13 protein-coding genes are annotated in these 13,430 nt (G+C 43.6%); 10 read left to right on the top strand and 3 right to left on the bottom strand.

Features of this window, described 5'->3' with window-relative positions:
* Window positions 1–66 precede the first annotated feature (66 nt).
* The 8 genes from HUO09_RS08230 to HUO09_RS08195 all read left to right on the top strand — a co-directional run bounded on the left by HUO09_RS08230 (window position 67) and on the right by HUO09_RS08195 (window position 7,675).
* Window positions 67–1,023, top strand: a complete 957-nt coding sequence (locus HUO09_RS08230) for a MoxR family ATPase (protein ID WP_167411606.1) — start codon at window positions 67–69, stop codon at window positions 1,021–1,023.
* A gap of 10 nt (window positions 1,024–1,033) precedes the next feature.
* Window positions 1,034–1,957: a DUF58 domain-containing protein gene (locus HUO09_RS08225; RefSeq protein ID WP_188233624.1), complete on the top strand. Its 924-nt coding sequence runs from the start codon at window positions 1,034–1,036 to the stop codon at window positions 1,955–1,957.
* Between the two features lie 10 nt (window positions 1,958–1,967).
* Complete coding sequence (locus HUO09_RS08220) at window positions 1,968–2,453, top strand: DUF4381 domain-containing protein (protein ID WP_167411604.1); 486 nt, start codon at window positions 1,968–1,970, stop codon at window positions 2,451–2,453.
* Window positions 2,440–3,408 (top strand): VWA domain-containing protein, encoded by a 969-nt coding sequence (locus HUO09_RS08215; RefSeq protein ID WP_188233623.1) that lies wholly within the window; start codon window positions 2,440–2,442, stop codon window positions 3,406–3,408. Before HUO09_RS08220 ends, HUO09_RS08215 begins: the two co-directional genes overlap by 14 nt.
* The gene (locus HUO09_RS08210) at window positions 3,401–5,299 is read left to right on the top strand and encodes a VWA domain-containing protein (protein WP_188233622.1); all 1,899 of its coding nucleotides are present in this window, start codon (window positions 3,401–3,403) and stop codon (window positions 5,297–5,299) included. Before HUO09_RS08215 ends, HUO09_RS08210 begins: the two co-directional genes overlap by 8 nt.
* Window positions 5,300–5,301: 2 nt before the next feature.
* The gene (locus HUO09_RS08205) at window positions 5,302–6,984 is read left to right on the top strand and encodes a BatD family protein (RefSeq protein WP_167411601.1); all 1,683 of its coding nucleotides are present in this window, start codon (window positions 5,302–5,304) and stop codon (window positions 6,982–6,984) included.
* A 119-nt stretch (window positions 6,985–7,103) separates the two neighbouring features.
* Entirely contained in the window at window positions 7,104–7,319 is a 216-nt protein-coding gene (locus HUO09_RS08200; RefSeq protein ID WP_042481593.1) for a DUF3820 family protein, read from the top strand.
* Window positions 7,320–7,423: 104 nt separating this feature from the next.
* Window positions 7,424–7,675, top strand: a complete 252-nt coding sequence (locus HUO09_RS08195; RefSeq protein WP_167411600.1) for a hypothetical protein — start codon at window positions 7,424–7,426, stop codon at window positions 7,673–7,675.
* 186 nt (window positions 7,676–7,861) lie between these two features.
* On the opposite strand, the gene HUO09_RS08190 is transcribed toward HUO09_RS08195, so the two are convergent.
* Entirely contained in the window at window positions 7,862–8,899 is a 1,038-nt protein-coding gene (locus HUO09_RS08190; protein ID WP_167411599.1) for an AraC family transcriptional regulator, read from the bottom strand.
* Window positions 8,900–9,085: 186 nt separating this feature from the next.
* Here HUO09_RS08190 and HUO09_RS08185 point away from each other — a divergent pair, with 186 nt between their 5' ends.
* Together HUO09_RS08185 and HUO09_RS08180 are read left to right on the top strand one after the other, a co-directional pair.
* Window positions 9,086–9,421: a DUF805 domain-containing protein gene (locus tag HUO09_RS08185; RefSeq protein ID WP_167411598.1), complete on the top strand. Its 336-nt coding sequence runs from the start codon at window positions 9,086–9,088 to the stop codon at window positions 9,419–9,421.
* A complete protein-coding gene (locus HUO09_RS08180; protein WP_167411597.1) occupies window positions 9,418–9,897 on the top strand; it encodes a hypothetical protein in 480 nt (159 codons plus the stop codon). The genes HUO09_RS08185 and HUO09_RS08180 overlap by 4 nt, the downstream gene beginning before the upstream one ends.
* Window positions 9,898–10,301: 404 nt before the next feature.
* Here the strand turns inward: HUO09_RS08180 and HUO09_RS08175 are convergent, their stop codons facing one another.
* Together HUO09_RS08175 and HUO09_RS08170 are read right to left on the bottom strand one after the other, a co-directional pair.
* Entirely contained in the window at window positions 10,302–10,871 is a 570-nt protein-coding gene (locus HUO09_RS08175) for an NnrU family protein (RefSeq protein WP_167411596.1), read from the bottom strand.
* A gap of 184 nt (window positions 10,872–11,055) precedes the next feature.
* Window positions 11,056–13,428 (bottom strand): arylsulfatase, encoded by a 2,373-nt coding sequence (locus HUO09_RS08170; RefSeq protein WP_188233621.1) that lies wholly within the window; start codon window positions 13,426–13,428, stop codon window positions 11,056–11,058.
* Window positions 13,429–13,430 lie beyond the last annotated feature (2 nt).

The raw sequence follows: 13,430 nt of genomic DNA, 5'->3' as shown, positions 1-13,430 counted from the left end.
TCTCGCAAGGAACTTTTTGAGTTTTAGACTCACTAACAACAAGATTATCAAGGAGATTAGGATTTCATGCAGTCAGAAACCTTTCATTCGCTACAGCAGCATTTAAACCAACAGGTTATTGGTCAATCAGCTCTCGTTGAGCAACTACTGGTCGCGTTATTAGCAGACGGTCATATTCTGGTTGAAGGGCCTCCGGGTCTGGCAAAAACTCGCGCGGTTAAATCGTTAGCAGACTGCATTGAAGGTGATTTCCACCGCATTCAGTTCACGCCAGACTTGCTACCCGCAGACTTAACAGGGACAGACATTTTTCGCCCTGAAACGGGTGAGTTCACCTTCCAAGCCGGGCCTATATTTAACTCACTCGTCCTTGCCGATGAAATTAACCGCGCACCAGCCAAAGTTCAGGCTGCGATGCTCGAAGCCATGGCAGAAAAGCAAATTACTGCGGGCAGAAAAACCTATCGATTACCTGAACTGTTTCTGGTGATGGCAACGCAAAACCCGATTGAGCAAGAAGGTACGTATCCGCTACCAGAAGCACAGCTTGACCGTTTCCTTCTGCATTTGAATGTCGATTATCCAGACGCCGAGCATGAACTAGAGATTCTCCGCCTAAACCGTGGTGAGGCGAAAGGTCAAACGTCGGCGAATTTGCCGAAGCTAACCCAAGAGCAGATATTTGCAGCACGCCAAGAAGTTCTAAACATTCATATGGCGGAAACCATTGAGAAATACCTAGTGCGTTTGGTAATGGCGACCCGCAAGCCTGAACAATACGATTCAAAACTCGCACAATGGTTAGAAATGGGTGTGAGCCCCCGTGCCACCATTGCTCTTGACCGATGTGCACGCGCTCGCGCTTGGCTTCACGGGCGAGACTACGTGAGCCCTGAAGACGTGCAAGCAATGGCGTTTCCAGTTCTGCGCCACCGTTTATTGCTAACCTACCAGGCACAAGCCGAAGGCGTACATCCGAACCAAGTAATTACGCACTTACTTGCTTTGGTTGGCAGCGCGTAAGGCAGTAATTATGGCTCAGTCTATAAAACCGCTTTTACCCGCATACGCTGATGGCGTTCATCTTTGTTTGGAAGAGCTGCTGCCCTACAAGCAGCATACGGTGAAATGGTTACCACCCGCCAAAAGTTTATGGTCGCAATTGTTAGGTCAGCACCAGAGCAAACAACTTGGACGCGGTATGGATTTCGCCGAAGTTCGCCAATATCAGCCGGGTGATGACATTCGTGCCATTGATTGGCGAGTAACTGCACGCACAGGGAAACCTCACACCAAGTTGTTTTCTGAAGAACGGGAAAAACCCGTGATTCTTTATGTGGATTTAAGCGCCACCATGCAGTTTGGTTCTTCTCTGTTACTCAAATCCGTGCAAGCCGCACATATAGCAAGTTTGCTCAGTTGGTTATCCGTTGCTGAGAAAGATCGCATTGGTGCGATAATAGACACAGGTTCAAACCTCGTTGAAATCAAACCAACCAGCAGAAACAAAGGACCATTACAAATCATTGCCCAGTTGGTTGAGTGCCAACAACAAGCACTGACAGGAGTATCAACACCCAGTTCCATGCAAGCCGTTTTAATGACATTAAACCGTCTCTGCCCTAAAGGCAGTGAGGTGATAATGATCAGCGACTTTGTCAATTATGAGGATTCGTTTAGACCATTATTCAACCAGTTACGTAAGCACAATCGTGTGAAATTAGTCCATATTTTTGATCCCCTTGAACAAGGTGAGACCAAATTTCGAGGAATTGAGAGAGTCAGTGATGGCAAAAATGCGCGCTGGCTTAACTTTTCGTCCAAATCTGATCGTCTAAGCATTAAAAATGCCTTTGATTCTCGAAAATTAGAATTAGAATCATTGAGCCAATCTATGGAAATGGACTACCGCTCTCTTTCTAGCGATATATCTTTGCTACAACAACTATCTGGATAATTTTAAAGATATGCAAGAATCATCAAATTTACTCAATCTTAGCGATTTGCATTTACCTGAAGTACCTTCATGGCTACCACTTTCTTGGGGATGGTGGGCAAGTCTATTAGCCATTGTCGTGGTACTGATAAGTATCGCTTTAATTGTCCGTGCTAAAAAGAAGCGTATGGCGCCGAAAAAGACCGCTTTGCGTTTGCTTAATCCAGCACTAGGGCATCAAACTCCATCATCAGCGATTGAGTTAGTTCGTCAAGCAGCGTTATGTTATTACCCGCGTGAGCAAGTTGCTCATTTAACCGGTCCAGATTGGTATGCATTTTTGGATTCCCAAGTTGATGCCCCTCTTTTCACTAAGAATGAGGAAACTTGGCAGAAGGCTTTGTATCAAAAACAAAGAGTCGAAAATGCACAAGATTTGGTAGCGGATTGCTATCAATGGGTGAACGCAGCGTTGCCGCCGCAAAAAAGGAGAAAATTGAGCGTTGGCAAATATTGAATTCGTATGGTGGTGGCTAATTGTTCTCTTGCCACTACCGCTAGTAATTAATCGCATTTTACCTCCAGTAAAAGAAAGGGCAGCCATACAGTTGCCCTACTTACCTCAACAAAACACCGTCGCTCCACCCAAACAATGGTTGGGCAAACTATTGGCAATATTGATATGGCTATGCCTGATTGCAGCTGTTTGTCGCCCAGTCTGGTATGGCGACCCTGTAACCACATCACCAAAACATCGAGACATGATGCTGGTTGTCGATCTCTCATACTCAATGAGCCAAGAGGATATGAAATCCGATGGCGATTACATTGACAGGCTCACGGCGGTTAAAAAAGTCCTTAGCGATTTTATCAGCAAGCGTGAAGGTGACAGACTCGGATTGATCTTTTTTGCTGATCACGCCTATTTGCAGACTCCGCTCACTTTGGACCGTCAGACGATCAGTCAGCAATTAAATCAATCCGTACTAAGATTGATTGGTACAAAAACCGCCATTGGGGAAGGCATTGGTCTTGCGACCAAAACCTTTATAGATAGCGACGCACCCCAGCGTGTGATGATTCTGCTCAGCGATGGTAGCAATACCTCTGGCGTACTTGATCCAATTGAAGCGGCCAAAATTGCCAAGAAATACAATGCCACAATCTACACGGTAGGCGTTGGTGCAGGCGAAATGATGGTGAAAGAGTTCTTCCTCACCCGCAAAGTTAACACCGCTCAAGACTTGGATGAAAAGAGTTTGATGGAGATTGCCAAGATCACTGGTGGTCAATATTTCCGGGCTCGTGATGAAAAAGAACTCGCAACCATTTACGACACTATCAATGCACTAGAACCCATCAGTCAGGCAACACAGACTTGGCGTCCACAAAGTGAGTGGTTTGGTTATCCCCTAGCTGTCGCCCTGCTCTTGTCTGTCATTCTGTTTATCGTAAGGAGAAACCATGTCTGATTTCGAGTTCCTTGCGCCTTTATGGCTTTTAGCACTCATTCCACTAGCCGCAATCGTATTTTGGCTTTCAACCCATAAACAAAGCCAAGGGCTTATCGCAATTCATATCGCCAGTGCGCTCGGAATTGAAAACCGCAACAGCACCAAATCAGTTGTCTCATTAATAGCGCTTAGCTGGTTTGTTGCCGTGATTGCTTTAGCGGGACCAAGTTTCGAGAAACAGACTCGCCCAAGCTACACCAATAGCAACGCGCGCATTCTGGTGATGGATATGTCTCTTTCACTGTACGCAACGGATATAAAACCTAATCGTTTGACTCAAGCACGATACAAAGCGCTCGATCTACTCAAGGGTTGGAATGAAGGCAGTACAGGCCTAGTCGCTTATGCTGGTGACGCTTACACCGTCAGCCCACTGACGAGCGATAGTGCAACCATAGCCAATTTACTGCCTAACTTATCCCCAGACATAATGCCTTATCAGGGAGCGAACGCCGCATCTGGTGTGAAACTGGCTATTGAGATGTTAAAAAACGCGGGACTGGCTCGCGGTGAGCTTATTCTGCTTACCGATGATCTTGATGAGCAGGAACAATCCGATATCGAAAGCGAACTTTCGGGCACTCACTTTAAGCTCGTGATACTCGGTATCGGAAGTGCTGCGGGAGCACCAATTACCCTTAGCGATGGTTCACTTTTGAAAACCGACAATGGGCAAACAGTGGTTGCAAAAACCAACTTCGAGACAATGCAATCACTGGCAAGAAGTGTTAATGGGGTTTTCACCCCCTATCAAGCGAATGGTCAAGATGTCGCACGCATCTTGTCTGAGCAAGGGTTGCAACAAGATGTGAGTAAGAAAAACGAGAAAAAAACGCTGACTGAAAACGTCAACAATGGCTACTGGCTGCTCCCTCTATTAGTTATACCCGCGTTATTACTTTTCCGACGTGGGCTGATTTTTGTTTTAGTCATCACCACGGGATTCAGTGTCATGTCGCCAGATGCAAGCGCCGCATCTTGGCTGGATAGTGGTTCGCCTTGGAAGAACAGTAATCAGCAAGCGATGGAAGCCTTTAATAATAAAGATTATCAAAGTGCCAGCGAGCAATTTATCGATCCTGAATGGCAAGGTGTGGCTCGCTATCAGAACAAAGATTTTAAAGGCGCAATAGAGAGCTTTTCAAAAGTGGAAAACCCGTCTTCGAGAACACAATACAATCTTGCCAATGCGTATGCTCAAAATGGTGACTTGGAAAAAGCCAAAGAGTTATATCAACAGGTGTTGCAACAAGATCCAAATAACCAAGATGCTAAACACAACCTTGAAGTTGTTGAAAAAGCCCAGAAGCAACAGCAACAGCAACAGCAACAGCAACAGCAACAGCAACAGCAACAGCAACAGCAACAGCAACAGCAACAGCAACAGCAACAGCAGTCTCAATCGAGATCGGATTCCGGTCAATCGCAAAATGACTCATCAAAGCAACCTGATTCACAATCGTCACAACAAAGTGATCCGCAACAGTCGCAAGCTCAGAAACAACAAAGCGCTCAAGATAATAATTCGCAGGGCAAACAGAGCAAAGATTCTGAACAGGAAAGCAAAGATGCTGACGAAAATGCCAACAAAGGTAAAGAAACTGATCAGCAAACTGATGCTCAAGCCAAAGCCCAAGGCAGCAAGCAAGACGAGCAACCTGAACAAGATTCGCAGCCTGATGAAAAACTGACAGCGACAACATCAACGACAACTGAAAACATAGACCCAGAACTCAGAAAGCTGGAACAAGTTGAAAGTGCCCGCGACCCAAGTCAGCTATTGCGAGCTCAATTGATTCTTCAGGCTAACGGTAAGCAGCCTCCACAAACTGATGGTAAAAAGTGGTAACGATGAACGTATTACATTCTCCATTCGCCAATTTCCCGCGATTTAAATACATCGCTCACTTAGGTCGACTTGCTCTATTCTTAGTTCTTACAGCTTTTAGTTTGAATAGTTTTTCTGTTCAGGCGGCATCCTTTTATGCCAGTGTCAGTAAGAACAAAGTGGTTAAAAACGAAGTTTTCCAGTTGCGTGTAGTGAGCGATCAAAAAGCCTCGTCAGACGATATTGATTTCAATGTATTGAGCAGTGATTTCCTGTTGGGCCGCCCAAGTTTTGGGTCTTCAATTAATATCATTAACGGTACCCGCAGCAACAAAAGCGAATGGACGATATCCCTCGCGGCAACGCACATTGGTATTGTTACCATTCCAAGCTTTGAAATAAACGGACAAAAAACTCAGCCTATTGCAATTCAGGTAGCACAAGATGAGCAAGCGCCAGAAGTGAAAGATCTGGTTGAGGTACAAACACAACTATCAACCACTGAGCTCTACCCCAATGAAAGTGCATTGCTGAAAGCTCGCTTAATCATCAAAGCGGATCCTCGCCGTTTGCAAAACCCAACCGTATCTCCACCAGCCGCTGAAGGACTTGAGCTCAAGGCTGCCAGTGAAGCAAATCAATATCAAACGGTATTAGACGGAGTTGAAGTCACTGTCGTTGATCAGGATTTTCGTATCACCGCAAAAGAGGCCGGGACATATCAACTCAACGAGCCCGTTTTTAAAGGCACCATTGTTTATGGCAACAACTATAGTAGTGGCACCCGACTGGTTCCTATTGAAACCAAGCCGAAAACATACTCGATTACCGTCAATCCAAAACCGTCCAATTATCAGGGTATTTGGCTACCGACGAGTAAGTTAAGCCTGACTCAAAAATGGACTGACAGCCAAGGGAACGAGATATCCGGTAGTACCTATAAAACTCAGGTTGGTGAATCTATTACCCGAGAAGTGAACCTGCAAGTTTCAGGGCTAACTCAAGAACAGTTGCCAAATATTAAGCTTAACTACCCTGCTTCGTTAAGCGTTTACGATGAGAAACCTCAATTCACAACTCTGGAGAACGGAGACGTGGTGATGACAGTGAAACAGGTACTCATTCCACGTAAAAGTGGCGATATTGCTTTGCCTGAAATCACAGTGGATTGGTGGAACACCACCACGAAACAACAACAAGCGAGTAAAGTTTCAGGGCTAACCTTAAACGTAAAACAAAATGATACCCCACTGGTTGCGGCACCGACTCCCGAACAACCCACACCCAAAGTGGAAACCATCACAGTTCAAGATGCAGGTTTCTGGCCTTATCTAGCCGCATTGTTTGCAGTACTTTGGGTGATCACTTGTGTGCTTGCATGGCGCTTTAGATCGTCAACACCAAACCAAACGGCCACTAAAGAAGCAACAACCTCAACCGAGTATCAGGCAGTTAAGAATAGTTTGTCTGGCAAAGTTGATGGTATTGCTATGAGTGCGGCGATAAAAGCTTGGCTAAACACTGTAGTACTAGAAGAGGAAGAACAGGTAGCGATCAATAAAGCGCTGAATGAGATCAATCAGGCACTCTACTCTTCGACTCCTCAAGAAATCAAAACGGACGAACTTGAAAAGCTAGTTGAACGTATTCAAAAACAACAGGCAAAGCGGAGTAAAGCTAAACCCGTAACCCTCGCCAAACTCTAATCGATGAACTTCGGCCATCTTTATGAAAGGTGGCTGAACCAAAAAAAGAAAAAGAGCAATGTGCCATTGAAAGATGGCACAATACTCAAAAATAACGTACACAGATCGGCTATCCATTCATGTTAGAAAAAGAAAACCTCATTAAGCTTGCCCGTATTCAAATGCCTTTTGGCAAATACGCAGGACGAGTGTTGATTGACCTACCAGAAGAATATTTGTTGTGGTTTGACAAGAAAGGATGGCCAGCGGGCGAACTCGGGCAATTACTCCAGTTATGTCTGGCGCTAAAAATTGAAGGGCTAGACAGTGTGGTGAAACCCTTAAAGCGTATGTAAGTTCACGAGTAACTGTAGCTTTAGAGTCTGTTTGGGTAAGCACTAAACATGAACCTTTGGTTATGCTACCGCAAAATCGATATTCAATTTGACGGAGATAAATAATGAACAGCAGTTGGGCTAACTTTTTTCCATACTTTGCGGGAGCTTTTAAGCTTATTGTATTAGGTATTGGAGGCTACTTAGCTATTAAATGGCATTTTGATGAAGAAGCGCGAGTGAGAGAAGAAGAAGGCGTTGTATTTGATAGGTCAGGCTACATGAAAAAGATGGCAATGATATTAGTCTTTCTCGTTACTCTCGTGATTCTAGTCATTTATGCCACTAACTGGTATCTCGATACCGTCGATATTTAACGATTTCAACTCGTGACTCACACTGTTAAGGGGTTTGCGCTGGCTTACTGAGAATTAGCAATATGGTTACTCATCAAGCTTCTATACCGCGGTATTCACAAGACTTTATTGCGTGATTTAGATTGGGTTATTAATGTTGCTACTACTTCTGTTATGTAAACCAGCAACCGTTTCATACCGGTGGTGTTAGCATTGGGCGCTACTTTTCCGATACTCACTGGGAGTCATTCCCGTAATCCTTAAAAACTCTCTATTGAAGTTAGACTTCGTCTGAAAACCAGAATTCATGAATATTTGAGTAATAGTATCTTGTGACGTAGTCAAAGAGTGTTTGGCGTGGTCTATACGATATTCATTGATCAATTTAGAAATATTCTGTTTGTGTACCTGATTGACCGCAATAGAAATTTGCTTTGCTGGTACACCGAGCTTTCGTGTCAATTTGGAAAGAGTGAGTTCAGGATCTAGGTAAAGTGATTCTTGGCGAATTTTAAGATCTAACATAGAGGCTATGGCTTGAGCCTGCTCGTTTGTGAGTAATTCAGAACTCTCCGAGTTATCACTTTTACTGTTCAATGTGGCTGATTTTGATTCAGTTGAGATAGGCGTATTGATACCTACCACAACTACCGCTACTGACAACACAGGTAAAAGAATGAGATGGGCAGCCGTCAGTATATACAGAGCCAGTTTGCCTTGATTGAGAGTGAGATCCAGCGACATGAATGTGTCCACAAGTGCAGAAAACAGTAACATCCATCCCGCAATATTCTCTGCTTTTTTAACGCCTTCCCAAGTTCCAAGCGAAACATTAATCATTGCCGTTTCATTTGACGAAAAACGGATTAATGCAACGCCGTAAAAGACATAAATTAAGGTAAGAATTTCATCGATCGGAAGCGCCAGCCAAGGTTGAGTCAGTGAGCTAACCATAACAAGTAATGGTGCTATAAAATGCTTAATGGGTAGCAAGCCTAACCCACGATTTGCATGTGCAAACGCATACCACGCGGCAATAGGTATGGTAGACGCCAGAATGGGTTGCATGATGGTGAAAATTTGAAGTTCAAATGTCCAGCGTAAACCAACCATTGCGGTAGTCGTTGCGCATAATCCCAAAAAAATACTAGCGACTTTAGCCTGTTGAGAAAATCTAATATTAAGTGTTACCGCTAATAACCCCAATAACATCGAGACAATGAATGGCACCGGTATCGCTAACATAACAGGTCCTAAAGTAATAGATGGATACTTAAACCGGGTCACCTTTAGGGTAACCCAATGAAATCTAGTTGAAACTCTACCATAGACAAAAACCCGTTTAAGGACGACCTAAAACAGGTTTTGAGACGTATTTTCTTCTTATGTTGAACAAACTCTCACCATCAATCAATTATTGAGGTGACACAGATGCAATTTTATTTTCTCGCTTGGAAACGAAGCTTTGACTTTCAAGGTCATTCTTCACGCGAAGAATTCTGGATGTTTATGTTCGTACATACACTGGTGACTATTGGATGTATTTGGGCAGACATTAGTACAAATACGGCGACCTGGCTCGATGTGAGTTATAGCATTTTTAGTTTCATCCCGACCCTTTCTGCAACTGTTCGTAGACTGCACGATATCAATAAATCGGGCTATTGGGGACTGGTGTTTTTTATTCCAGTAGTTGGGCCGTTCTGGTTGGTATATTTGCTGGTGCAATCGACTCATACAGTCAACGATGGGGAGTCCTTTGCATGAGATATTTCATTATCCTGAGTTTGCTTTTGTCTTTTATATCAGTACATAGCAATGCCTCAACTTTAACACCAACTGATACGTTTGGGACGCTGACTGTCGACAGCATGACGGAAGGTAGACTCCTTTGGCTTAACGGTCGAGTCGGTGAAGCAGATTATAAATATACGGATAAAAGTGATAGAGCTTGTACGGTCAAAGTACCTATTGCTGTGGGGCGTTTTTCTGACCCAGATTTGGGCATTAGTAAAACGAAGGGGTTAACTATTGTCGTAGTAAGCCAGCGCCTAAATGATGCCTTGATTCAAGGCGAACGTGTCAACAGTGAAGAGTGGCATTTCACTGCAAAAGAAGATGACAAAGACGCTGATGGCCTTATAGCCCGAGGCATTAGCCCTGACGAGGAATTCATCTTAAATTCCAGAAGAAAGTGGGTTTCTTGGTTTCTAAGGGATAAGCCGAATGTCGTTTGCAATTAGCCTTTATCACTTGGTATGAGATTTTATTCGGCTCTAACAAGTGCATTGTCGCTAGGTTTCGTAACACCATAACCATAATTTGAGCCTGCTTGCACCTCAACTTAAGACTATGAAAGCGAATCTATACAACTTTCTTATTTAAGTTGAGGTTAAGAAGGATAATCCGTTTGAATTTAGAATTTGAGATTTTCAAACCACAAAGGATGTTAGCTGGCTATGTTCAGGCAATCTGGTCGGTTTCCGTAGAAACTGACACAACGCAAACCGTGCGCAAGCAAATTGCGCACATGACACCAAAACAGTATGTACGAAATAGAAACCTCTGATAGCCACTTGCTCTAACTGATAAAGATGCAAATGTGAATCGACCTAAAATGCACTGACCCAAAGGTGGGTAGATACGATTAACTCATTAAGGGAACACCGAATAAGTAACCATGTAAAAACATAGCAAAGATGGCATAAACAACCGTTCCAAGCACTATTACCGCCACGTCATTTACCCAAGATGCCTTCAAAGGCGAAACGACTCTCGGCTGGCGTTTCCTCATCGAAATCAGATCAACGGTGGCCCACACTAAAAAAGAACCAAACAACAGCATATCGGCTACGCTGACGGTAATTAACAAATGGGAAAATGCCCAAAAAACCACCGATAATAACTGTGGATTTTTCGTGGTTGCTTTAATTTTTCCAGGAAAATAGGGAGCAAGAAAGAGGACAAATCCAACTAGCATAAAAAGATAAACTAGCGGCCTTAATGATTGGTCTCCAACATAAATAACGCTCGGATTCGCCCTTAATGAACCGAAACCTATGACAATAAGATAGATACCAAGAAAAGACAGCAAAGAATAAGCAGCCTTGTACACTTTCTCATTTTTCGATACTAACTTCTCTCGATATAGCGGCGCGATGATTGAAATCGAGTGAATACCAAGAAACAAAACTAAACCAAGCAGTAAGCTAAACATTTATTTTCCCCATTACTTAATAATTGACGTAGCAACTATCTAAGCGAGTACATGACAAGTAGGTGACCGCATTCAATCAACCGCTACAATTGAATTCCAACGAGAAAAAAAGCCATATCTAAGATATGGCTTTATGAATTACACTAACCTAAATTAATCATTGAAAGTGCCTCTCAACGCCGCATTATTCAACAATAGAAGTCGTTACTTTTTCTATTTTTTGGTTGAAATCAAATGGAGCTTGGTAGTCTTTACTAACTGCGCCACCTTCATCTTCACCAATACCAACACCGTCATCGAGTGAGAATAAACGAGAGATGGTATTCGGGATGAGTTTTTTCTCCGCTAGCTTACCATTCACGTAGATATAAACGTTGCCGCCTTTACCTTGACCAGCAGCGTTGCCTTTACCGCCAACACCATCTTCATCATAGCGGAACTCCACTTTGATCTCATTGTCACCTTTCTTCAACTTATCGCCGGTCACTTTGGTGTATTCATACGCTAACCAGTTGTATTCAAATACTGGAACACCATTTTTTACATACAAAGTCCAACCAGCAAAATTACCACCTTGAGCGATAATAACACCATTGGTGCTTTTTACGTCATCTGTAGAAACGTTCGCTACTAAATCAAACGATTTATTTTTGATATTCAAGAAAGAGTTTTCAGGTATACCTTTAGCACCTTCGTACAAAGTTAGGCTTTTCTTACCAAACATCGCATCTGGGCGGCCAGCAACTTCGGCGTTCATACGCTCGAGAGTTCGATCATCAATTGGGTACACATGATTCTCTTCTGCTTCTTTATCGAAGAGTTTCTTCATCTCTTCCAATTTTTTAGGCTGCTCTTTCGCTAAATCTTTAGATAGCGACCAGTCTTTAGTGGTATCAAACAACTCCCACTCATCCTTTTGCAAGGTTGTGAACTTCGCTGATGTTTCTGTTAATGCCCAATGTGTCACCCTCGCTAACCAACCATCTTTGTAAATTGCACGGTTACCTGCAAGCTCAAAATATTGGATTTTATGCTTAGTTTCTGCTTTTGGATCAGTAAATGTCTGAGCAAAACTCGCACCCACCATTGGTATTTGTTTAACACCTTCGACTTCCTTTGGTTCTGGAAGCTTAGCTGCTTCTAATACTGTTGGTGCGACATCGACAACATGAGACCATTGGCTACGAATGGTTTGACCATTCTTTTTAATGCCATTAGGCCAACTTACAACCATCCCATTTCGTGTACCGCCATAGTCCGACGCCATACCTTTCGTCCAAACAAATGGGGAATCACCCGCGACAGCCCAACCTGAAGCATAATGGCCAAAGCTATCTGGTCCACCGAGTTTATCAATGTTCTTAAGTGCATAAGAAGGGTCTTCTTCAATGCCGTTATAAAAAGCAAGTGAGTTCAAACTACCGTTCCTATTCCCTTCCGCACTCGCTCCATTATCTCCTACGATGTAGAAAATAAGCGTGTTGTCGAACTCACCATTTTTCTTAAGCGTATCAATGACTCGCCCAACCTCATAATCCGTGTGAGCTAAAAACCCAGCAAAAACCTCCATTTGACGTTCAAACACACGCTTTTCATCTTTAGTCAGTGAATCCCAACGCGGAACGAAGTCAGGCATTGGTGGTAGTACTGTGTCTTTCGGAATAATCCCATTGGCTTTCTGACGCTCGAAGGTCTCTTGTCTTAACTTATCCCAGCCCATAGAAAACTTACCTTTAAACTTATCAATCCACTCTCGTGGAGCCTGATGCGGTGCATGCATCGCTCCAGGAGCGTAATAAGCAAAGAAAGGTTTATCTGAGTTGTAACTGTGTTCCAAGTTTAACCACTCAATGGTCTTATCGGTCATATCGGCAGTAAAGTGGTAGTTTTCTTTACGTGGCGTTTTAATGCGTGTATTGCCATCAATCAAGACCGGTTGGAATTGATCAGTTTCACCGCCAAAGAAACCATAAAACTTATCGAAGCCAACTTGTTTTGGCCATAGGGTTTGGTCACCCGCAGGGCCTGTTTCCCAAGGTGGGATCTCATGGTTCTTACCAAACATTGCCGTACTATAACCATTGTATTTTAGGATCTTTGGTAAAGCCGCAATGTAGTTAGGCCTTACACCAGTATTGCCTGGAAATGCCGTTCCAGTTTCAGCAATCGAACCCATATTGTTTTGGTGATGATTGCGCCCTGTCAGTAAAGCGGTACGAGTTGCAGAGCTAACACCAGTGGTGTGAAATTGGTTATACATCAAACCTTGTTTAGCCAAAGCATTAAGCGTTGGCATTTCAATAGCCCCACCAAACAGTGATGATTGGCTAAAGCCAACATCATCTAACAAGATAACCAAGACATTGGGCGCGCCCTCTGGCGCTTTTACACGTGATGTTGGTTCTGGACGTTGTACATCCCTGACATCTAATTCTGTGTAAGTTTTTGGCTTAATATCAGGAATTGGAAGCTGTGTTCTGTCAGGTGCTCCTGCGGCGGCAACTAAGCACGGAGCCAGTGCACCGGTGAGGGTGACCGTCGTTTTTAATAAAGCCATTT

This window comes from Vibrio sp. Y2-5 (genome assembly GCF_014596725.1).
In the GTDB taxonomy this organism is placed as follows: Bacteria; Pseudomonadota; Gammaproteobacteria; order Enterobacterales; family Vibrionaceae; genus Vibrio.
The sequence above is the reverse complement of the archived record's forward strand: the minus strand, read 5'-3'. Positions and strand labels throughout refer to the sequence as shown.